Source organism: Arthrobacter sp. MYb221, assembly GCF_002979835.1.
In the GTDB taxonomy this organism is placed as follows: Bacteria; Actinomycetota; Actinomycetes; order Actinomycetales; family Micrococcaceae; genus Glutamicibacter.
In genome coordinates, this window is sequence record NZ_PCPW01000007.1 from 26,206 (window position 1) to 46,142 (window position 19,937).

Below are 19,937 nucleotides of genomic sequence, written 5' to 3' on the forward strand. Positions count from 1 at the left end.
TTTTCATCAAGAGGTGAGCTGTTGCCGTCGCGCAGGTTAACTGCGCGTAAACACCTGTCAGGAGCGATTTTCTGGCTGCTCCAGATACGCGTAGCAGTCACGGAGTCGTTGTTCCCACCAAATTCTGCGTGGCGCGGCGACCCGCAGCTTGTGCAATTTCTCAGCTTCCGGCTCCACTGGTCGAACCGGCAATTGACCGGCGGTGGCCAGCAACGGCTTCGATGTCACGTCGTCGGTGAATAGCGAGCCGGTGGACAGCCCGCAGGCGTAGGGAAGCTCCGGCAGGGCCGCAGCCAGGGCGGCGGCCTGCGCCAGCCCCACGGAGGTGTCCAGGGCACTGGAGACCACCACGTCCAGCCCTGACTTGGCGGCGATTTCCAGTACCGTCTTGATACCGCCCAGGGGTTGGGCCTTGATGACCATCAGGTCCGCTGCGCCCAGGCGGGCGACTTCGAGCGGATCGGTATGCTTGCGCACGGCCTCGTCGGCGGCGATTTTCAGCTCTACTCCGCGGGCGCGCAGCCGTTCGCGGACCTGGGCCAGCCCGGTAATTCCGGGAACCGGCTGTTCGGCGTACTGCAGGTCGTATTCCGCAAGGGCAAGGAGCGCGGTGATAGCTTCCTCGATCCCCCAGCCGGCATTCGCATCGACGCGCAAGGCGGCCTCCGGGAAGAGCTGGCGGGTCTTCGCGACCCGGGCAATGTCATCTTCCAGGCTCTGGCCCTTCTCGGCGACCTTGATCTTGATGGTGTGCGGTGCATCGTAGTTTGCAAGGACGCGGCTCACCTGGTTCGCGGCCACCGCCGGAAGCGTCGCATTCACCGGGATGCTGGAGCGCAGGGCCGGCGGGAAGGGCTGATAGGCGGCTTCGATGGCCGCGGCAAGCCAGCGCGAGGCCTCTGGCGGACCATATTCGAGGAAGGCGGAGAATTCCCCCCAGCCGGCCGACCCCTGAATCAGCAAGGCTTCACGCTCGGTCACCCCGCGGAATTTAACCCGCATGGGTAAACGCACCACGTGCGCATTCGTTATCAGTTCTTCCACCGGAGGCAGGGCAAAATTCATAAGCCTAGACTATCGATAGTGTCTAGGCTTACAGGCATCGGCGATAGGGCTGGTCGGCCAAAATGTGAGATTCTAGAGTCATGAGTCCGCGGTCATTCCTCCTTGCCCCTCGCCACCTTCGCTGGTGGTGGGCTTTGGTGCTGCTCGCCGGACTATTTGCCGTCGAATATTTGTTCTTCGTTCAGCTTCGCGTAGGGCAATGGGCCGATCAGGCTGCCTTCGTGGGGTGGACCCAGTGGTGGCCGCGCACGGAAATACTTGACCCGGTGCGCGAATTCTTGAATCTCCTGCCGTGGATCTGCGCCGGAATTTCAGGGATTTTCCTACTCTACCGAGTGATTCGGGATCGTAGTTTCCTGCGCGCGGCCCTTGCCGTCGCGGCGGTGGCCGCGGCGTTGCTGAGCACCCAAATACTCAAACATCTGCTCTTGGGACGGCCCGACTTCAATTTCGGCACGGCTGGCAATTCATTCCCGTCCGGACACACCACGGCCGCCGCGGCAGCCATGGGGCTGATGTATCTCATTTCGCCGCCAAAGCTCCGTCCGGTGGTGCAACCTATCGCCTGGATCTTTGCGACCGCCACGGGGCTCGCTACGCTGATTTGCGGATGGCACAGGCCCAGCGATATCGCCGGAGGATTCCTCATCGTGGCGTTCTGGCTGGTGCTGGCAAGCGCCATCCTGCAGCGCATCCAACCGCTGGCCCCGGTCGTTTCAGAATCGGCGTGGTCCCGTAAGACCGGGATTGGCTGCCTGGTGATCTGGTTTCTGGTTTTGGCTGCCTCGGTCCTGCTGCCGCACCCGCACATCCAGCGCATCCCCGAAGCGCTGCTGATCGCCTATGCGATCCTCGGATTGGTCCATGTGACTGCGGTTTCGCTCATCGCCGGGCTGTGCCTGCGCTCGGTAATCCTGGGTCCGACGCGCCAGCTGCAGAACTAGGCGGCCCCGCCGCGCCGGAGCACGGTCTATCTAACCACATTGGACTCTTGCGCTGCAGCCGATCAGGCTTGCTGCATTTTTGCCTGCAAGATCGCGGACGCGCGTTGCGACTCGGGTACGGTGACCGCGAAGCGTTTGCCGTTGTGCAGTTCAAATGCCAGCCCCTCGCTCTTGCGAAGCACCACGGCAGATCCTCCGGGGAAGAATCGCCAGCCCCAACCGCCCCACAGCGTTGGAGAAATTTCTTCGCTGTGCACTTCCTTGATCTGCTCCAGGTCAAGGGTGCGCAGCGGGAATCCGAAGATGGCCGAGGAGACCCGGAATTTATCGTCGTGGATTCGCACGCGCACCAGGCAGACTCCGAGAATCAATGGGGTCAGCAGCAGCACAAAGATCGATCCGGCGACCAGCAGCATGAGGCTTTCGGAACCGTCATCGCCCTTCATCACGGTCAGCATGAGGATACCCATCACCAGCGGGAATAGTCCCAGCAGCCAGAACCCCCACGGGGCGCTGGCTTTCTGGTTGAAGTTCTCGGCGGCAGTTTCCGGTTCGGGCATCACCGGTTCATCCACCGTGCGCCCCTGGGCTTGGGCTACGCGACGGCGGCGCTGTTCCTGGTGTTCGCGCGCGAATTGCTGGTATACCCCGGCAATCCAGACCGGCAGCAGGCCAATGAGCGAAGCGAGCACACCGACAAAGGTCAGCCCGCCGCTCACTGCCTGGGTGGGATCCCCTGCTAGTGCCGTAGGCACGGCGCAGACTACGAACAGGCCGGCGCTGGTCCACGCTGCCAAGGCGCCGAGGAACAGTAACGCAATATGCAGCATCGGCTTGCTGGCCAACGCTAGCGAGAGGAAACCCAGCAGCCCTCCGCCGATGGCGAGGCTCAAGCACACCGCCACAAAGACCCGGGTGTCGGTGAAGCCGTCGGGGTATGAACTTCCGGACCAGTGGGTGGCGGTAATCGCCGGCAGGCTCTCGCCCAAGACCAGTCTCGTTCCCAACACCGCCAGGAGCGGCAGCACCAGCAGGAGCGTGACCAGCGAACGGTGTTTGACCTCAAAGCGTGATGTTGAAATGATCGCATCCTATTCACTGGGGTTGGCGCTCGGCTGGAGCATGTCGATTTTTAATGCCCAGAATGCCTCGCCGAAGTATGTAAATCATTCTAGTAAACGCTTTATGGCTTGCAAATAATTCTTATGGTTGCGAATCATTTTGGTGCTTGGCCGGCAAATAGCTATCGCCCGGCACGGGGCCGGGCGATAGCTATTGGTTGATCTTCCCTACAGCGCTGTCAGGGCCGCCTTCGGATCGGTCATCGCATCCGCAACGAAACGCAGGAACCCTGCGGCCGTTCCGCCGTCGCACACCCGGTGGTCGAAGCTCAAGGTCATCTCGCAGATCGAGCGAACCTTGACCTTTCCGTTGACCACCCACGGTTTTTCGACGACCCGGCCAATGCCCATAATTGCCGCTTCTGGGTAGTTGATGATCGCGGCCGAGCCATCGACGTTGAACACGCCATAGTTGTTTATCGTGAATGTGCTGCCGGACAGATCGCTGACCTGCGCCTTGCCCTCACGGGCCAGGGCAGCGAGGCGGGCGAACTCTGCCGAGAGTTCTCCGGCGTTGAGCTTATCTGCACCGCGCACGTTCGGCACGACCAAACCGCGATCGGTCTGCGCGGCGAAACCAAGGTTCACCCCGTCGAACACGGTATGGCGCAACGAGCCATCGGCTTCGGTGTCGATGCGGCTGTTCATCGCCGGGAAGCGAGCCAGGCCGGCGACGGCGAAGCGTGAGATCATCGCGAGCATGCTTGGCGCACTGCCCTGCGCTTCCTTGAGCTTGCCGCGAAGCTTCAACAGCTTGGTGACATCCACGTCCACCCACACGGTGGCTTCGGGAATTTCTCGGCGTGAGGTAGCCATCGCGTTGGCGATGGTCCGGCGCACGCCGGTAAGCACCTGCGAGCTGGCCACCGGCAAGCCGGTGCGCGAATCGGCATCCGAGGAGGCCGGCTGTGCTGCCGAGCCCTGGGCAGGCTTGGCCTGCTCCTGCTTGGCCGCAGCAGGCGAATCGGCAGCAGCTGCGCCCTGGCCGATGAGCGACTGCACATCGCTGCGCAGAATCAGCCCGTCGGCTCCGGTTCCGCGCACCTGGTTGATATCCACGGAGTTTTCGCGAGCGAGCTTGCGCACCAGCGGATTGATAACCCGTGTTGCCACCGACGTCGTTTCGCTGGACGCCGCTGCCGTGGTGATCCCGTTGCGCGGGCGACGGCGGCGGCTGGCACCGGTCTTGGCGGCACCGGTTCCGTATCCGATCAGGACGTTGCCGCTGCCTTCGTCTTCCTCCGCCGGCGCCTGCGTTCCGGCAAGCTCCTCCTCGAGGTAGCTCTGCGCCCCGGCAGCTGGCTCCTCGGCCGGGGCTGCTTCGTCTCCCCCGGTGTTCACCGAGAAGAACGGCTCATCAACCAGCATCATCTGGCCGGCCTCGCCGTGCAAGGTGGAAACTACGCCCTCGAAAGGCGAGGGGATCTCCACCAATGACTTGGCGGTTTCCACCTCGGCGATGGGCTGGTCCACGGCCACCGAGTCGCCGGCGGCAACCATCCAGCGAACAAGTTCTGCTTCGGTCAGCCCTTCACCCAAATCGGGTAGGAGAAAAGTCTTGACGCTCATTTATGCCTCCCACTGAAGTTGATCTACCGCATCGAGGATGCGCTCGGCACTTGGCAGGTTGTATTTCTCCAAGGTTGGTGCCGGATAAGGGATGTCAAAACCGGTCACGCGCAATACCGGGGCGGCCAAGGAGTGGAAACAACGTTCCTGGACGCGGGCCACGATTTCGCTGGCTACGGAGACGAAACCTTGGGCTTCGGCCACCACGATAGCGCGTCCGGTTTTGCGTACCGAGGCGCAGACGGTCTCGTCGTCGAAGGGCACGATGGTGCGGATGTCGATGACTTCGAGGCTGATGCCCTCCTCGGCGGCGAGCTTAGCCGCTTCCATGGCGGTGGACACGCTCGGCCCGTAGGTGATCAGCGTGGCGTCGGAGCCGGCACGCGCGATCCGCGCGCTGCCTTCGGTGCGTGCCCCACGCTTGGCTTCGTACTCGGCGGACAGCGCCGCGAGGTCCACCTGCTCCTTGGACCAGTAGAGCTTCTTGGGTTCGAAGAACACGACCGGGTCCGGCGAGTCGATCGCCTCGCGCAGCATCAGGTAGGCGTCCTTGACGGTGGCCGGGGTGAAGACCTTCAGGCCCGGGGTGTGCGCGTAGTACGCCTCGGAGGAATCGCAGTGGTGCTCCACGCCGCCCACGCCGCCGGCATAGGGGATGCGGATAACCATCGGCAGCTCCACGTTTCCGCGGGTGCGGTTGTGCATCTTGGCCACATGCGAGGCGATCTGCTCGAAGGCCGGGTAGGCGAAGGCGTCGAACTGCATTTCGATCACCGGGCGCATCTCGTTGATGGCCATGCCGATGGCCATGCCGACGATGCCGGATTCGGCCAGCGGGGTGTCGAAGCAGCGGTCGGTGCCGAAGCGTTCGGTCAGCCCGTCGGTGATGCGGAAGACCCCGCCCAGGGTTCCCACGTCCTCGCCGAAGATGACCACGGAGTCGTTGGCCACCAGCGCGTCGGCAAGCGCGGTGTTCAGCGCCTTGCCGAAGGTGACCGGCTGGTTTTCGTTGGCTGCCTGGGCGGCTGCGCGTGCGGTTGCATCGCTGACGTTCGGGTTCACCCGTGATGTCGTGGCGGTCATGGCTAGGCCTCCTCGCGGGCTAGTTCGTCGGCCAGCAGCGCCTGCTGCTCGGCCAGCTGGGTGGTTTTGGAAGCAAATACGTGTTCGAACAATTCGCTCGGCGGGGTATCGGCGTCCTGGTTCATGCCGTCGCGCAGCTTCTTCGCGACCGACTCGGCGCGCTCGGTGATCTTCGCCTGCGCCGCCTCGGTGAGCAGTCCGGCATCGTCGAGGTAGGCCTGCATGCGCGTCACCGGGTCCTTAGCGATCCAGCCCTTGACCTCGGCGTCCTCGCGGTAGCGCTTGTCATCGTCGGCATTGGTGTGGGCCTGCATGCGGTAGGTGTGCGCCTCGATCAGCAATGGGCCGTTGCCTTCGCGGGCCAGCCGGACCGCGCGTCCCATCACGGCCATCAGCGCCATCAGGTCGTTGCCGTCTACCCGCTCGCCCGCCATGCCGTAGCCGACGGCCTTGTGCGCCAAGGAGGGTGCGGCCGACTGCTGCGCGAGCGGCACGGAGATGGCGTACTTGTTGTTCTGCACGAAGAAGATCACCGGAAGCTTGAAGACCGCGGCGAAGTTCAGCGCCTCGTGGAAGTCGCCCTCGCTGGTGGCACCGTCGCCGCACATGGCGACCACCACGGTGTTTTCCCCGCGCAGCTTCGCCGCGTGGGCCACGCCGACCGCGTGCAGCAGCTGGGTGGTCAGCGGGGTGGACATCGGCGCGCAGTTGTAGGCCTTGGGATCGTAGCCGCAGTGCCATTCACCGCGGAAGCTGGTCATAACCTCCATCGGGGCTACGCCCTTGGTGAGCACGGCGACGGTGTCGCGGTAGGTCGGGAACAGCCAGTCGCCGGCTTCGAGGCACAGGGAGGCGGCCACTTGGCAGGCTTCCTGTCCGTGGCTCGAGGGGTACACGGCCATGCGGCCCTGGCGGACGAGGGCCGAGTTCTGGTCGTTTACGCGGCGGCCAACGGCGAGGGCAGAATATGCGTCCATGAGCTCGGCGGGGCTCGGCAGCGGGTACTCGTGCCCCGGCTCGGTGCCTTGGTCGCTCTGCTCGCGCAGCGTTCCATCCGGATCCAGAAGATTAATCATGTGCCGTGCTGGCAGCATGTAATCTTCGGGGGTAATCCCGAACTTCTTACTGACTTCGGAGATGCGATCTTCGTGAGCTTCGGTGCTCATGCCATCCCGCCTTTCGTTCTCTGGTTGGGCCTCAAGAAACCACGCCTTGTGACTCAACTCACCCAAACATCATTTGCAATCAATTATGCGCAGGACGATCAATTTGTATCCACTCCGGAGTTGAATCGTAGAAAGTTGCGCTGAAGATCCGTATACTTGTAGACGATTAGTACGAACAAAATGGGTTTGGCGGATACTCGTCCTGCCCCTGCAAGGAGAAGAAATGGCCGCGGATGCGGAGCTGAAGCTGGACGATGTTGACCGAGCGATCCTGGCCGAGCTCACCAGCGACGGGCGGCAATCGGTGACGACGGTGGCGCAGCGCGTTCACGTTTCCCGGGCCCATGCCTATTCACGTATCGCAAAGCTGCAAGATGCGGGGGTCATTACCCGATATACCGCCGTGATTGATCCGGTGAAAGCGGGATTAAAGGCCAGCGCATATGTGACCCTGAAATTGCGCCAGCACTCCTGGCGCGAGCTGCGCGACCATCTCGCCTCGATTCCCGAGGTGCATCATATCGGTCTGGTCGGCGGAAATTTCGATGTGATTCTGCTGGTCCGGGCCAAAGACAATTTAGATCTGCGACGCGTGGTTTTTGAACATCTGCAATCCTTGCCTACGGTGCTGGATACCCAGACCTTGTTGATCTTCGAGGATTCCGATACCCGCTAAGCGCGGACAGCAAAAAGCGGGCGGAACAGTATTTACTGTTCCGCCCGCTTTGCGCCGTTTAATTGCCGCCAGTAAAGACCGGTGGCCGCTTCTCCTGGAAGGCTTTGAACCCTTCGGCATAGTCGCTGGTGTCGCACAGCGCCGCCTGCGCCTTGTTTTCGGTGCGCATGGAGGCCCAGAGGCCTACCCGCTGATCGCGGATCTCGGCAACGAGCGCCTTGGATGCGACAAAGGCTTGGGTCGCGCCGTGGGCCACCTTCGAGATGATCTCTTCGCTGCGTTCGATCAGTTCCTCGGCCGGGAACGCGCGAGAAAATAGTCCCGAACGCACGGCCTCAGCACCGGAAATCAGCTCGGCGGTATAGATCATGTCGAGCGTGCGGTGGGCTCCCAAACGCTCGGTGAGCAGCCAGTGCCCGCCGGAGTCGAGGGTTGCGCCGAGATTTGCGAACGGCGAACCGATCTTCGCATTCTCCGCGACATACACTACGTCGGTGGCTACCGCGAGCCCCAGCCCAACACCCAGGCAGGCGCCTTGCACGATGGCGAAGGTGGGAGCCGGGAAGCTGGACATCTTCTCCAGCAACGGCTGAACCTGGCCATCCAGGTACCCCATAACGTCGTCATCGGCCGGGTTGACTCCGGAAATATCGCGGCCCGCGCAGAATCCGCGGCCTTCGCCGGTGAGCACCAGCGCACGTACCGTTCCCTCGGCCACCCCGGCGGCTGCCTGGTCGTAGGCCTCGGAGAGCTCATGCAGAGCGGCCGGGTCCAAAGAATTCATCTTCTTCGGTGCGTTGAGCACCATGCGGGCAACGCCCTGGTCAATGCTTAGCTCGATCATGGCTTATCCCCTAGGAGTCGAAGTTGACGCTGAGCTTGTCGCTGGTTGGGTGCGACTGGCAGGTCAGCACGTAGCCGGCTTCCACCTCTTCCGGTTCCAGCGCGTAGTTCTCCGCCATGGTCACGGTTCCCGAAGTGACCTTGGCACGGCAGGTGCCGCAGACTCCGCCGGCGCAGGCGAAGGGAACGTCCTGGCGAACTCGCAGAGCCGCATTGAGCACGGTTTCGTTGGCCCGTACCGGGGACTTCACCTCGCCCTGCAAACCATCGAGGGTGAAGCTGATTTCGATGCTCTTCTCGTTTTCATCGACAAGCACTGGCCGTCCCACATGGCCCTGCGGACGATTCGGCTCACCGGTGGTGAACAACTCGAAGCGCACCTTTTCGCTCGGGACTTCCAGCTCGGTGAGCTGATCGCGAACCATCTGAACCAGCTCGAATGGACCGCAGAGGAACCATTCGTCGACCTTCGGCGCCTGTAATACGTTAGTGAGCAAGGCCGAAAGCTTCTCGGCATCGATACGTCCGGAGAGCAATGGGGAAATACGCTGTTCGCGGCTCAGCACGTGGTGCAATGCCAGGCGTGCCGGGTAGCGATCTTTTAGATCTGCCAGCTCCTCCAGGAACATGACGTCCATGGCTGCCTTATTGGCGTAGATCAAATCGAATCGGGTATTTTCGTTCGCTTCGAGAATGGTGCGTGCAATCGCCAACACCGGGGTAATCCCGCTGCCTGCGGCCACGGCCACGAACTGGTCCTGGTTCACGGTATCCACCGAGCTTGGATCGTTCATTTCGGTGAGCTTGTGCTTCGAAATAAACGCTCCGGTAGGACTCATCACATCGATCTGGTCTCCGGCGACAAGTTCTTCGTTGGCCCAGGTGGAGAACTGACCGCCAAGGTCGCGCTTGATTGCGACCTTGATCAGCTCTCCGGTCGGTGCCGCGCAGATCGAGTAGGAGCGGCGAACCTCAACTAGCTCGCCTTCGGCGTTTGGCAGTTCTTTGCGCAGCGCGACGTACTGGCCTGCCAAGTAATCGAAGTCGCTCGAAAGCTCTGCCGGAATCGCGAAGCTGACCTCGATGGAATCCTTGGTCAGCCGGCGCACCTCGGCGACCGTCAGGCGGTGGAAAGTGGCCCGACGACGGGTGGGGGTAGTTTGTTCGCTCATGAAAGCACCTTGAAATAGTCGAAGGGTTCTAAACAGTCTTTGCAGGAGTACAACGCCTTGCACGAAGTCGACGCGAAGCGCGCGAGCTCTCGGGTATTCAAGGAATGGCACCGTGGGCACTTGACGCTCATGCCCACGGTGACGCGCCCGCTATGTCCGGTACCGGTCGGCGGGGCAATTCCATACTCTTCGAGTTTGCGCTTCCCATCATCGGTCATCCAGTCGGTCGACCAGGCCGGGGTCAGTACCAGCTTCACGTCGACCTTCTCGATGCCCACCGCGCGGAAGGCCAGGTACAGATCTTCGGTAATCACGTCCATGGCCGGGCAACCGGAATAGGTCGGGGTGATCACCACCTGCACGCTGCCGTCCGCATTGGCGTTGACCTCGCGCAAGATGCCCAGATCCGCGATGGAAAGCACCGGGATTTCTGGATCGTTGACCTTGGCGGCAACGCCATAGAGTTCTTCTGCACTGGTTATTGCACTGCTCAAGACTGTTGCTCCCTTCAAACGGATTAGGGAATCGGTTACCAGCTCGCACCGGGGTGCTTGCGGGCAAGAACTTGCATCTCGGCCAGAATGTAGCCCATATGCTCGGAATGCTCTCCGGCGCGTCCATGCGCCATCGCCAATCCCGACTTCGGTATTTCTAGCCCGGCTTCGGCGAGGACGGAGGTGATCTCGGCGTCCCATGCTTCGCGCAGCGAGGACGGGAGAACCGCCACATCGCCTAGTTCGCTGTGCATCTCTTCGTCCTGGAACATCTCTCCGGTGTAAGGCCAAAGGATCTCCAGCGCGTGGCGCATCTTTTCGGCCGATTCCTCGGTTCCCTGTCCCAAGCGGATGGTCCAGGCGATGGCGTGGTCCCGGTGGTAGTCAACTTCCTTGACCGCCTTGGCGCAGATCGCCGCGATGGTTTCATCCGCGGATTCCAGCAATCGGCTGTAGAGCAGGTGCTGGTAGATCGAGACGATGAGCTGGCGCATGATGGTGACGCCAAAATGGCCATTTGGCTGTTCCACGATCTGCAGCGAGGTGAATTCCTCTTCCTCGCGCCAATAGGCCAGATCGTCTTCGGTCTTATCCCACGCCAAACCGGCATAGGTCAGGAACGAACGGGCATGGCCAAGGACATCGAGGGCAATATTGCCCAAGGCAATGTCTTCCTCGATTTCCGGAGCACGGGAGATCCAGTGCGAAAGCCGCTGGGCGAGGATCAGCGCGTCATCACCGAGGTGCAGGGCATACTGGGCGACTTCGTCGCTTGGCTTGGCTCCTGCCACCGCGATATCTTCCGGACGCAGCGCGTTGCCCGGCGTGACGCGGGTGGCCGAGGCCAGCGCGTCGCCGAAGCTATCGAGCGAAGCATCGAGTTCTTCGTGGTTCACAGGTGCTTCACCCCTTCGCTTGCCTTGTAGTAGGTGGCGTGGCGGTAGTCCTTGCCCTGCGGCGACTCGAAGAACGCGTCCTTGCTGTCCGGGTCGGAGGTGATGATATCGGTGGAAAGCACCACCCAGAGGGAAATGCCTTCGTTGCGCCGGGTGTACAGATCCCGTGCGTTGCGCAGCGCCATTTCCTTATCCGGGGCATGCAGCGATCCGGCGTGCACATGCGAGAGTCCGCGGGAGGAACGGACGAATACTTCCCACAGGGGCCAATTGCTCTTTTGGCTCATGCTAGGCAACCTCACTTTGTTCTTGCTTTGCGGCGTATGCGGTAGCGGCTTCACGGACCCAGGCACCTTCGCGGTGGGCCTTGCGGCGATGTTCAAGCCGCTGGGCGTTGGCTGGACCATTGCCCTTGATGACGTTCATGAATTCGTCCCAGTTCAGATCCTTGTGGATCCACTGTTTTTTCTCTTCATCGAAGTGCAGGTCCGGATCCGGCAGGGTCATGCCCAGCACCTTCACCTGTTCTTCGATCATTCCCACGAAGCGCTGGCGCAGTTCATCGTTGGAGAAGCGCTTGATCTTCCAGGCCATGGATTGGGCGGAGTTCGGCGACTGGTCATCCGGTGGACCGAACATCATCAGCGACGGCTCGTAGAAGCGGTTGATGGCCTCTTGCGCCATCTTCTTCTGTGCCTCGGTGCCGCGGGAGAGGGAGAGCAGGATTTCGAATCCCTGGCGCTGGTGGAAGGATTCTTCCTTGCAGATGCGCACCATTGCGCGTCCGTATGGGCCATAGGAGGCACGGCATAGCGGCACCTGGTTGGCGATTGCAGCACCATCGACGAGCCAACCGATGGCACCCATGTCGGCCCAGGTGCGTGCCGGGTAGTTGAAAATCGAGGAGTATTTGGCGCGTCCGGTCAGCAGCTGGTCGTTCAGCTCGTCACGGTCGGTGCCCAGGGTTTCTGCCGCGGAGTACAGGTACAGCCCGTGGCCGGCCTCGTCCTGGACCTTCGCCATCAGAATCGACTTGCGCTTCAACGAAGGGGCGCGCGTAATCCAGTTGGCCTCTGGCTGCATGCCAATGATTTCGGAGTGAGCGTGCTGGGACACCTGACGGGTTAATGTCTTGCGGTAGGGCTCTGGCATCCAGTCACGAGGTTCAACACGGGAATCGTCGTTAATTAGGGCGTCGAAGCGCGCCTGTGATTGCTGCTCTTCATAGCTTGGGACGGCACTCAGTCCCGGCTCCTGCGGTGTGGTCGGGGCCATGGTTCACCTCACTGAAATTCAATTTACATACTGACCGTTCGTTCAGTATATGAGAGTGCGCTCGATCACGTCAACAGCAACGCCGCGATGCGGCGTCACACTTGAAGGTAATGACCGCGAACCGGGCCCGCGGGCACAAAAATGCCCCAGGCATCGCCTGGGGCATTTGAGGGTCGTGCGGCTGCCGGTTATGCGTTTACGGCGGCCTTCTTGTTCTTGAAGATCAACGCATCAACCGATACGCGGCCCGGTCCCACGAGGAACAGCGCAAGGGCGCCGGCGGCCAACGCCAGCACCAGCTCAAAGCCGCCGTTCTCCACGAAGACGCCACCTGGAATGTGAACCATGAATAGCGCAACGACCATTTGCGCACCCAGCAAGCCTGCGAACACGCGGGTCAGCAGGCCGAGGATCAAGGCTGCGCCACCGACGATCTCCAGGGTCGCGGCGACCGGTGCGATAATTCCGGCGGCCGGAATTCCCATCTGGTCAAAGGACGCCGTGGTGCCCTCCAAGGTGTACTGGAAGTACTTCTGCCAGCCGTGAGCTAGGAAGAGGAAGCCAAAGGCAAGGCGCAGCATCGTTTGGGCAATGACCTGCAGGCGCGGGTTGTCGATGAGGTTATTCATATGGGCGACTCCTAGTGGGTTGATCCGAAAGCATCGGATCTCGAATGGTCAGCTCCGCGTCGACGGGTCGGCGCTAGCTCTGGTTCCAGACTAAGTTAATTTACTTTAATCTTCAACTAACGTTGCGTGGCGCAACAACCAAGCCCAAAAGTGCGCACACAAATTCGGCCCACCCTGGCACCGCCTCGGATGAGGACGCTGCAAGGGTGGGCCGAATTTATGCGGTAGCGCTGGGAAAACCTAGAGCACCTTGGACAGGAAGTCGCGGGTACGTTCCTGCTGGGGGTTTCCGAACAGCTCCTCTGGCTTGCCTTCCTCGCAAACCACGCCACCATCCATGAAGACCACACGGTCCCCCACTTCACGGGCGAAGCCCATCTCGTGCGTGACCAACACCATGGTCATGCCCGAGTCGGCGAGCTCCTTGATCACCTGCAGCACCTCGCCAACCATCTCCGGGTCCAACGCGCTCGTTGCCTCGTCGAAGAGCATGATGCCCGGGGACATCGCCAACGCACGGGCGATCGCCACGCGCTGCTTCTGTCCGCCGGAAAGCGAGGCCGGACGGGCATTGGCCTTTTCCGCCAAGCCCACACGGGTCAGCAGCTCTTCGGCTTTGGCCCGCGCCTCGGTCCGGTTCAGCTTCTTCAGCTCCACCGGCGCCAACATGATGTTCTCTGCCACCGACATATGCGGGAACAGGTTGAAATGCTGGAACACCATGCCCACATGGCGACGGACCTCGTTGATATCCACCTTCGGATCGGTGACGTCGAATCCGTCGACAATCACCTTGCCCGCGGAAATATCTTCCAGCTTATTCAGGCAGCGCAGCAGCGTGGACTTGCCGGAGCCCGAAGGCCCGATCACGCAGACAACTTCGCCTTCGCCCACCTGAAGATCGATGCCCTTGAGGACCTCGTTTGAGCCGAAGGACTTGCGCAGTTCCTTGACCTGGATCTTCGACGTGGCAGTTTGCTCGCTTACGGTGCTCACTTGTTAAACCTCCGATCGGCAAAGTTTGCCAATTTGGTCAGGGCCATGATGGCGATGAAGTAGATGACGCCAACGATCAGCAGGGTCTCGGTGACACGGAAGTTCGCCGCGTAGATCTGCTGACCCTGGTAGAGCAGCTCGGCAAAGCCGATGGCGAGCAGCAAGGAGGAATCCTTGAGCATGATGATCAACTGGTTGATCAAGGAAGGAGTCATCATCTTGAAGGCCTGCGGCACCACAACCTTCTGCATTGACTTCCCGTAGCCAAGGCCCAGCGAACGGGAGGCTTCCAGCTGTCCTGGATCAACCGACTGGATGCCGCCGCGAACGATCTCGGCAATATAGGCGCCGGCGTTCAGCGACAGCGTGAGCACACCTGCAACCCAGATGCTGACATCCCAGCCGGTGAGCTGAGGCAGGCCGAAGTAGAACATGAAAGCCCAGAGCAGCAGCGGCGTGCCACGGAAGATATTGACGAATGACGTCGAAATTCCGCGGACCACGATGTTGCCCGAAATCTTCATGAAGCCAAAGAGCAAACCAAGGACCATGGCCACCGCGAAGGAAATCGCCGTCACCAGCAGGGTGTTCCCCAAACCGGTCATCAACGCCGGCAAGGACTTGGCCACCAGGTCGAAGAAGTTGCTCGGCACCGCGGCGCTCGGATCGGCCAGGTACTCGTTCAGGATCTTGTCGTACTCCCCGCTGGCCTTCAGCTCGGCCAGCCCGTCGTTGAAGGCCGCCAGCAGTGCGGTATTCTCGCCCTTGTTGACCGCGAATCCGTAGGAGCCGCCCGGCACCTTGTCGGTCACGGTCTTCAATCCGTTGTTCTGCGCAATGCCGTAGGCAAGGACCGGGTAGTCGTCGATGACGGCCACGGCGCTGCCGGATTTCACCGATTCGTACATGGTGGCCGACTGGTCCAAGGACTTGACGGTGAAGCCATACTCGTCCGCGATGGACTTCGCATAGGTCTCGCCCTCTGAACCGGTCTTGGCTACAACGGTTTCGCCCTCCAGGTCTTCATAGCCCTTGGTGGTCTCATCGTCGCGATCCACCGCCATCTGAACACCGGATTCAAAGTATGGCTCGGAGAAATCATAGATTTCCTTGCGCTCGTCGGTAATCGACATACCGGCGATCACGCCATCGACCTGATTCGAGGACAACGCCTGCAAGGCAGCGCTGAAGCCCAGGGAACGAATCTCGACGTTGAAGCCTTGTTCCTCGGCGATGGTATTGATCAGATCCATGTCGATCCCGGTGAGCTCGCCATCCTGGCGGAACTCGAACGGAGCGAAGGTGGTGTCGGTGCCGATGACGTAGGTTTGACCCTCGACGCTCTCGTTGCCCTGGGCCAACGCCCCGGGGGCCCCGGCCACCAGCGCCATGAAACCGATGGCAGCCGCAGCAATCCACCGAGTCAAACGCCTCGACCTCAAAGTTGTGCGTGTGTTTTTCACTGCTGAATCACTTTCTATTGCGAATAGGGCGCTTTGCCCTTGGTGCAGTTCGATTCTTTATGTTAGTTAGCCTATGGCCAATGTCGGCCGGCCGACACCCTTTGCACCATGTCCGCGTGCCAAAACGAGGAATTTGCCGCCCGATTCCTGTCCGCGCTGAGCATAGCCAACCCCACAATCGCCGCTGGTGAGATTGAATGGGTGCATGACTTCTGCATCGATTACCGCTAGCGCGCCGCTCGCAGCGAAGATTCCCACGATCCGCGAATTCCATGGTGATACCTTCACCGACGATTATGAGTGGTTGCGGGAAAAGACCAGCAAGCAGGTACTCGACCACCTGCATGCGGAGAATGCCTATACCGATGCGGTCACCGCGGATCAGGAAGAGCTGCGCCAGGAGATCTTCAAGGAGATTAAGGCGCGCACCGTCGAAACCGATTTGTCGGTTCCCACGCGGCGGCGCGGCTGGTGGTACTACACCCGTTCGGTTGAGGGCAAGCCCTACACCATTCAGTGCCGGGTCAAGGCCGAAGACTCCCCCGATGCCCGCGCCGACTGGACGCCTCCGGTCATCGACCCGGTCGAAGCGCTGCCCGGGGAGCAGGTGCTGCTCGACGGCAACGAGCTGGCCGAGGGCCAGTCATTCTTCGCGCTGGGCGGCATGGCCATCAACGAGCCGAGCAACCTGCTGGCATACTGCATCGATACCCAGGGGGACGAGCGCTTCACCCTGTACATCAAGGATCTGGAAACCGGGCAGCTGCTTCCGGACGTCATCGAAGGCGTGTTTTACGGGCTGGCCTTCTCCCCCGATTCCTCCACCGTCTACTACCTGGTCGTTGACGATACGTGGCGCCCGCATCAGGTGCGCGCCCATGTGCTGGGCAGCGATCCGGCCAGCGATACGGTAGTTTTCCAGGAAGATGATCCGGGCATGTGGCTCGGCTTCGATCTCAGCGCCGATCTCCAGCAGTTGCTCATTTCCATCGGCAACTCCGAATACGCGGAAACCAGCGTCTTGGATCTGAACGACAAGGACGGACAGGTTCGCCTGCTCGTTCCGCGCGAACTGCGCCTGCTCCACGGGGTCGACCTGTTGCCCGGAGACGATCGGCGCGCCCTGATCACCCACGATCATCAGGCACCGAACAATATGCTCTCGCTGGTCGAGCTGGCGCAGCTGGGCGCCGATACCGATCCGGCGAGCTGGCGCACCGTGCTCGGGCACGAGTCCACGGTCAAGATCGAGGGCACCGCGCTGACCGCCACGCATCTGGTGGTTTCCGTGCGTCGCGATACCTGCGAACGGGTTCAGCTGATCCCGTTGGAGTCGCTGGGCACCGAATCCCAGCTGCCGGTGCTCGAGCCGGCCTTCGACGAGGAGCTGTTCACCGCCGCTGCCACCTTCGCCGATCTGGAAGCCCCGCTGATCCGCATCGGCTACACCTCGGACTTCACTCCGGCGCGCGTCTACGACCTGTGGCTGGATGACAAGGAATTGGTGCTGCGCAAGCAGACTCCGGTCAATGACTACGACTCGGCGGATTACCTGTCCACACGCGAATGGGCGACGGCCGCCGATGGCACCAAGATTCCGTTGACGGTGATGCGCCGCGCGGATTTGGACACCTCGGTGCCGAATCCGGTGCTGATCTACGGTTACGGCTCCTATGAGGTGTCGATGGATCCGGGATTCGGGATTCCGCGGTTGAGCGTGCTGGACCGCGGGGTGGTCTTCGTGATCGCCCACGTGCGCGGCGGCGGCGAGCTGGGCCGCGACTGGTACCTGCAGGGCAAGAAGCTCGCCAAGCGGAACACCTTCACCGACTTCATCGATGCCACGCGGTACCTGATCGATGCGGGCTGGGCCGATCCGGCGCGCATCGCGGCCCTGGGCGGCTCGGCGGGCGGCCTGCTGATGGGCGCCATCGCCAATCTGGCGCCGCAGCTGTACACCTCGATCATCGCGCAGGTTCCCTTCGTGGACCCGCTGACCTCGATCCTGGATCCGGAGCTGCCGCTCTCGGCCCTGGAGTGGGAAGAATGGGGCAACCCGATCGAGGACAAGGAAGTCTACGAGTACATGAAGGCCTACTCCCCCTACGAGAACGTTACGGCCGTGGACTACCCGCGCATCGCCGCGGTGACTTCCTTGAACGACACCCGCGTGTTGTATGTGGAGCCGGCCAAATGGGTGGCGAAGCTGCGCGAGGTCGGCACCGGCAGCGAACCGATCTTGCTGAAAACCGAGATGGAGGGCGGCCACGGCGGCGCCTCGGGCCGCTACGAGGCGTGGAAGAATCGCGCCTGGGATTACGCCTTCGCCCTCGATGCGCTGGGCAAGAACCCGGCCACGGCGAAGTAGCCCGCGAGGACACCTAAGCCTGAATTCACCGATCCGCCCGCAACCTTCGATTGTTTTCGATGGCTGTGGGCGGTTTCGTTTTCAGCCGCGGGGAATCCTCTGGCCGTGCCCTCGGCGAAGTTCCACCACCGGAAGCACTTCTCGACCGGCGCGCAGCCCTGCCGGAGCCGGCCGCCGGGCCGGACAAGGGCGGCTCGGCGATGGAATATCAGCAATTCAAGGAACCCGCTATTCTGCGTGTTCACCAGCGCCTTTGCCGCTGGGAGGCGCCGGCTCTCCGCGCAATTGTGACGTCCGCCATTAGACAGCAGGGCTTGAGATGGGTCACAATCTAGTATTACCTAATGATCGTTCGGTAACTAATTCGGCGGAGGTCCCTATGAGCGAAACCCAAATCGATAAGTCACTACCCCACGCAATCTTGCACAATGACTATGCCACCCAGTGGATGGGCATTGAAGTGGTGGAAGTGAGCGACGGGTTTGCGGTCATTACGATGACGCTTCGCCAGGAAATGCTCAACGGCTTCGGCATCGCCCATGGCGGAATGATCTTCTCGCTGGCCGATACCGCGTTTGCCTTGAGCTGCAATCCGCCGGAAGGCTCCGCGGACACCATCACCGTGGCCTCCGGCGCAGACATCAATTTCCTCAAGCCAGGGATCCCGGGACGCCTGCTGACGGCAACCGCGCAGCGCGTCTCGCAGCAAGGACGCAGCGGAATTTACGACATCACGGTCACCCAGCCGGGAACGAATGGCGGGATTGAAACCGTGGCCGAGTTCAGGGGCCGCTCGCGCACCGTTCCCAAGCCTAAGAACCGCTAAAACATTCAGTCACCACACGAAAGTATGAGCATGTCACAGCCAACTGACCGCGATAACTTGCCCAACCCACTGGATCCCGAAGAGACGATGAGCCGGGACCAGATCGAGTCGATTCAGCTCACTCGACTGAAGGAAACGCTGGACTACGCGTACACCAATGTTCCTTACTACAAGGACAAATACGATGCGGCTGGCGTGCACCCCACAGACTTGAAGGAACTGGCAGATCTGAAGCTGTTCCCGTTCACCGAAAAAGAAGATCTGCGCAAGAGCTACCCCTTCGGCATGTTCGCCGTTCCGCAGCATCAGGTGGCGCGGATCCACGCTTCCTCGGGCACCACCGGCCGCGCCACCGTGGTGGGCTACACCCAGCAGGACTTGGATGACTGGGCCAAGATGGGCGCACGTTGCTTGCGCCTCTCCGGAGTCAAGCCAGGCTGGAAGGTCCACAACGCCTACGGCTACGGCTTGTTCACCGGTGGCATGGGCGCGCACGCGGCTGCCGAGCGCCTGGGCACTACCGTCATTCCGATGTCCGGCGGACAGACCGAAAAACAGATTACGCTGATCAAGGACTTCGAGCCGGACGCGATCCTGTGCACCCCGACCTACCTGCTGACTATTGGCGATGCCATGCAGCGGGCAGGCTTGGACCCGCGCGACACCTCGCTGAAGGTCGCCGTCTGCGGCGCCGAACCGTGGACCGAAGAGATGCGCCACGAGCTGGAAGAGATGTTCGGCATCGACGCCTGCGATATCTACGGCCTCTCCGAAGTCATGGGCCCGGGCGTGGCCGGCGAATCGGTCGAGCTCAAGGACGGCAGCCACATCTGGGAGGACCATTTCCGTCCCGAAATCGTGGATGCGTTCGACGAAACCAAAGTATTGAACGACGGCGAACACGGCGAGCTGGTCTTCACCTCGCTGACCAAGCAGGCGCTGCCGATCATCCGCTACCGCACCCATGATCTGACCCGCCTGATGCCAGGTACCTCCCGCCCAGGTCACCGTCGCATGGGCCGGATCACCGGACGCAGCGATGACATGATCATCCTGCGCGGGGTGAACCTGTTCCCAAGCCAGATCGAGGAATTGATCCTGAAGGTGCCATCGCTTTCGCCGCACTTCCAGCTCATCCTTTCCCGTCCAGACCGCATGGACCAGCTGGCAGTGAAGGTGGAGCGCCGCATGGATGCCTCATCCGGGGACGCCGCCAACGGGGCCAAGGAGCTGGCCAAGCTGATCAAGATCCACGTCGGTTCTTCCTGCGCCATCGACGTGGTCGAGCCAGAATCCTTGGAGCGTTCCATGGGCAAGCTCAAGCGCATCTTTGATCTGCGCAACAGCTAAC

General features: G+C 61.5%; 19 protein-coding genes. 5 read left to right on the forward strand and 14 right to left on the reverse strand.

From position 1 onward, the window contains the following. Window positions 1-57: 57 nt before the first annotated feature. Entirely contained in the window at window positions 58-1,065 is a 1,008-nt protein-coding gene (locus CQ015_RS10025; RefSeq protein WP_105568727.1) for an o-succinylbenzoate synthase, read from the reverse strand. 80 nt (window positions 1,066-1,145) lie between these two features. Between CQ015_RS10025 and CQ015_RS10030 the strand changes: the two genes are divergently transcribed. After that, window positions 1,146-2,009 carry a phosphatase PAP2 family protein gene (locus tag CQ015_RS10030; RefSeq protein WP_105650044.1) on the forward strand — a complete coding sequence of 288 codons (864 nt, stop codon included), beginning with the start codon at window positions 1,146-1,148 and terminating at the stop codon, window positions 2,007-2,009. 62 nt (window positions 2,010-2,071) lie between these two features. Here the strand turns inward: CQ015_RS10030 and CQ015_RS10035 are convergent, their stop codons facing one another. The 4 genes from CQ015_RS10035 to pdhA all read right to left on the reverse strand — a co-directional run bounded on the left by CQ015_RS10035 (window position 2,072) and on the right by pdhA (window position 6,948). Further along, window positions 2,072-3,037 carry a hypothetical protein gene (locus CQ015_RS10035; protein ID WP_105568726.1) on the reverse strand — a complete coding sequence of 322 codons (966 nt, stop codon included), beginning with the start codon at window positions 3,035-3,037 and terminating at the stop codon, window positions 2,072-2,074. Window positions 3,038-3,298: 261 nt separating this feature from the next. After that, entirely contained in the window at window positions 3,299-4,699 is a 1,401-nt protein-coding gene (locus CQ015_RS10040) for a dihydrolipoamide acetyltransferase family protein (RefSeq protein ID WP_105650045.1), read from the reverse strand. Continuing rightward, a complete protein-coding gene (locus tag CQ015_RS10045; RefSeq protein WP_105650046.1) occupies window positions 4,700-5,782 on the reverse strand; it encodes an alpha-ketoacid dehydrogenase subunit beta in 1,083 nt (360 codons plus the stop codon). 2 nt (window positions 5,783-5,784) lie between these two features. Beyond that, complete coding sequence (gene pdhA, locus CQ015_RS10050; RefSeq protein WP_105568724.1) at window positions 5,785-6,948, reverse strand: pyruvate dehydrogenase (acetyl-transferring) E1 component subunit alpha; 1,164 nt, start codon at window positions 6,946-6,948, stop codon at window positions 5,785-5,787. 223 nt (window positions 6,949-7,171) lie between these two features. On the opposite strand from pdhA, the gene CQ015_RS10055 reads away from it, so the two are divergent. After that, on the forward strand, window positions 7,172-7,624 hold the full coding sequence (locus CQ015_RS10055; RefSeq protein WP_105553196.1) for an Lrp/AsnC family transcriptional regulator: 453 nt from the start codon (window positions 7,172-7,174) through the stop codon (window positions 7,622-7,624). A 58-nt stretch (window positions 7,625-7,682) separates the two neighbouring features. Here CQ015_RS10055 and CQ015_RS10060 read toward each other — a convergent pair whose 3' ends face one another. The 9 genes from CQ015_RS10060 to CQ015_RS10100 form a co-directional block, all read right to left on the reverse strand. Beyond that, complete coding sequence (locus CQ015_RS10060) at window positions 7,683-8,468, reverse strand: enoyl-CoA hydratase/isomerase family protein (protein ID WP_105650047.1); 786 nt, start codon at window positions 8,466-8,468, stop codon at window positions 7,683-7,685. Window positions 8,469-8,478: 10 nt separating this feature from the next. Beyond that, window positions 8,479-9,639 carry a 1,2-phenylacetyl-CoA epoxidase subunit PaaE gene (gene paaE, locus CQ015_RS10065; RefSeq protein WP_105553198.1) on the reverse strand — a complete coding sequence of 387 codons (1,161 nt, stop codon included), beginning with the start codon at window positions 9,637-9,639 and terminating at the stop codon, window positions 8,479-8,481. Beyond that, window positions 9,636-10,133: a 1,2-phenylacetyl-CoA epoxidase subunit PaaD gene (gene paaD / locus CQ015_RS10070; protein WP_105650048.1), complete on the reverse strand. Its 498-nt coding sequence runs from the start codon at window positions 10,131-10,133 to the stop codon at window positions 9,636-9,638. Before paaD ends, paaE begins: the two co-directional genes overlap by 4 nt. Window positions 10,134-10,168: 35 nt before the next feature. Further along, a complete protein-coding gene (gene paaC / locus CQ015_RS10075) occupies window positions 10,169-11,029 on the reverse strand; it encodes a 1,2-phenylacetyl-CoA epoxidase subunit PaaC (protein WP_105650049.1) in 861 nt (286 codons plus the stop codon). Beyond that, window positions 11,026-11,316 carry a 1,2-phenylacetyl-CoA epoxidase subunit PaaB gene (gene paaB / locus CQ015_RS10080; RefSeq protein ID WP_096283458.1) on the reverse strand — a complete coding sequence of 97 codons (291 nt, stop codon included), beginning with the start codon at window positions 11,314-11,316 and terminating at the stop codon, window positions 11,026-11,028. The genes paaC and paaB overlap by 4 nt, the downstream gene beginning before the upstream one ends. Window position 11,317: 1 nt before the next feature. Then, window positions 11,318-12,304, reverse strand: coding sequence for a 1,2-phenylacetyl-CoA epoxidase subunit PaaA (gene paaA, locus CQ015_RS10085; RefSeq protein ID WP_105568720.1), 987 nt, complete (start codon window positions 12,302-12,304; stop codon window positions 11,318-11,320). Between the two features lie 188 nt (window positions 12,305-12,492). After that, entirely contained in the window at window positions 12,493-12,933 is a 441-nt protein-coding gene (locus CQ015_RS10090; protein WP_105553202.1) for a DoxX family protein, read from the reverse strand. Between the two features lie 240 nt (window positions 12,934-13,173). Further along, on the reverse strand, window positions 13,174-13,929 hold the full coding sequence (locus tag CQ015_RS10095) for an amino acid ABC transporter ATP-binding protein (RefSeq protein WP_105553203.1): 756 nt from the start codon (window positions 13,927-13,929) through the stop codon (window positions 13,174-13,176). Continuing rightward, window positions 13,926-15,320, reverse strand: coding sequence for an amino acid ABC transporter substrate-binding protein/permease (locus CQ015_RS10100; protein ID WP_105553204.1), 1,395 nt, complete (start codon window positions 15,318-15,320; stop codon window positions 13,926-13,928). Before CQ015_RS10100 ends, CQ015_RS10095 begins: the two co-directional genes overlap by 4 nt. A 277-nt stretch (window positions 15,321-15,597) precedes the next feature. Between CQ015_RS10100 and CQ015_RS10105 the strand changes: the two genes are divergently transcribed. The 3 genes from CQ015_RS10105 (at window position 15,598) to CQ015_RS10120 (ending at window position 19,936) form a co-directional block, all read left to right on the forward strand. After that, complete coding sequence (locus CQ015_RS10105) at window positions 15,598-17,760, forward strand: S9 family peptidase (protein WP_105553205.1); 2,163 nt, start codon at window positions 15,598-15,600, stop codon at window positions 17,758-17,760. Between the two features lie 379 nt (window positions 17,761-18,139). Beyond that, window positions 18,140-18,586 (forward strand): hydroxyphenylacetyl-CoA thioesterase PaaI, encoded by a 447-nt coding sequence (gene paaI, locus CQ015_RS10115; RefSeq protein WP_096283446.1) that lies wholly within the window; start codon window positions 18,140-18,142, stop codon window positions 18,584-18,586. Between the two features lie 30 nt (window positions 18,587-18,616). Further along, on the forward strand, window positions 18,617-19,936 hold the full coding sequence (locus CQ015_RS10120) for a phenylacetate--CoA ligase family protein (protein WP_105553207.1): 1,320 nt from the start codon (window positions 18,617-18,619) through the stop codon (window positions 19,934-19,936). The last annotated feature ends 1 nt before the right edge of the window (window position 19,937 follow it).